This is a genomic window from Bradyrhizobium sp. 142, assembly GCF_023074015.1.
GTDB lineage: Bacteria > Pseudomonadota > Alphaproteobacteria > Rhizobiales > Xanthobacteraceae > Bradyrhizobium.
Genome location: NZ_JADPKQ010000121.1, coordinates 1 through 1622 on the forward strand (window position 1 = coordinate 1; position 1622 = coordinate 1622).

The 1622-nt window shown below is 57.6% G+C and carries 1 protein-coding gene; it reads left to right on the plus strand.

Annotation, left to right across the window (positions count from 1 at the left end):
* Positions 1–211 precede the first annotated feature (211 nt).
* Positions 212–1531: a group II intron reverse transcriptase/maturase gene (gene ltrA / locus IVA82_RS12375; protein WP_247387733.1), complete on the plus strand. Its 1320-nt coding sequence runs from the start codon at positions 212–214 to the stop codon at positions 1529–1531.
* Positions 1532–1622: the final 91 nt, after the last annotated feature.

Below are 1622 nucleotides of genomic sequence, written 5' to 3' on the forward strand. Positions count from 1 at the left end.
TCCAAGGTTTTAAACCAGGTAAGCGACCCTATAAGCGAACGCGAAATGGGAAGCGATGCACCGCCAGGAGTCGGAGAACGTAATAGTACCTGAAGCGCGAGACGAATAACTCGCGTGACCGGAAACGGCGGATCGAGAGTGGTCCGGGGAAGGACGTTCGTGAACGGATCGAGCCAGGATACGTCGAGATGGATGAGAAAGGAGCGTGAAGATGGAAAGTTCCCTTTGTGAAAAACCCGAACGTCACGCTTCCAGGAGACTGTCCGATCATCTGGTGCTCGAAGGTCAGAAGCAGAAGGTCCACTCTCTGGTGGACAAAGTCTACTCACGCAAGAACTTGAAGCTTGCGTGGGAGCGCGTTCGCGCCAATCAGGGTGCAGGCGGCACAGATGGGGTGACGATCGGAGAATTTGAGGCCGACCTGGATGCGAATCTGGAGCGGCTCCATCGCGAGCTCCGAGAGAAGACCTATCGGCCGCAAGCCGTGCGACGATTGGAGATCCCGAAAAGAGGGGCTCCGGGCAAGACACGACCTCTCGGCATACCTTCGGTCTACGACCGGGTCTGCCAGCAGGCGCTGGTCAATCGCCTGGAGCCGATCTTTGAGAAGGTCTTTGATCCGAGCAGCTTTGGGTATCGCAAGGGTCGCAAGACCGCCGATGCCCTGGCCAAAATCTGGCGCGAAGTGGAGGCTGGAAACGAGTGGATCGTGGATGCGGACCTGAAAGACTACTTTGGGTCCGTGGATCACGAGAAACTCATGGCTCTCCTCGGAAAGCAAATCGCCGACAGCGGCGTGTTGACGCTCATTCAACAGATGCTGAAGGCGGGCTACGAGGCAAAGGGTCAGCGGTTCGAGACTCCACGGGGGACCCCGCAAGGGGGAGTCATCTCACCTTTGTTGAGCAATATCCTGCTGACTCCCTTTGACAAGGAGATGAGGCAGAAAGGGTACCGGCTCACACGCTGGGCGGATGACTGGGTTGTGACCTGTCGGACTCGAGCGGAGGCGGAACACGCCTTGGCGCGAGCAGGAAGGATTCTCGAAACGCTTGGTGTGACGCTCAACCGGGAGAAAACCCGGATCGTTCACATCGCGCATGGCTTCGAGTTCCTAGGATTTAAAATCCAGCGTGGGAAAGCTCGATATAAGCTGACCCGCGACCGGATCAAATCCAAACTGAACCGGCAGAACCTCTATGCCATTCCCACACAGAAGTCGGTGGACCGATTCAAGGATCAGATCAGGGCCTTGACCAGGAGGCGTATACCTCTGCGTCTGGGCGAATTGATCAAGACGATCAACCCGATCATCCGAGGATGGGGAAACTACTACTGTCGCTCCCATGTCAGAAAGCGCTTCCATCAGCTGGATGGGTGGATCATCCGAAGGCTCTGGTCGCACCGCGCCAAGCGGTGGCGAAACGCAGCCTGGAAGGAATATCCGACCAGACGGCTGCGCACAGAGTTCAAGCTGGTAGGGCTGGTCTCACTGATACCTTCGCTTCAGGCCGCGAGAGCCCGTTCATGAAAGCTGGATGCGGGAAAACTGCACGTCCAGTTTGTGCGGCGGACGGAGGCCAGCGCAAGAGCAATCGAGCGCGCCTCCTCCGACCCGACAG

Coding starts and splice junctions, on each gene's coding strand:
- ltrA (WP_247387733.1), top strand. CDS start 212: ATGGAAAGTTCCCTTTGTGAAAAACCCGAACGTCACGCTTCCAGGAGA.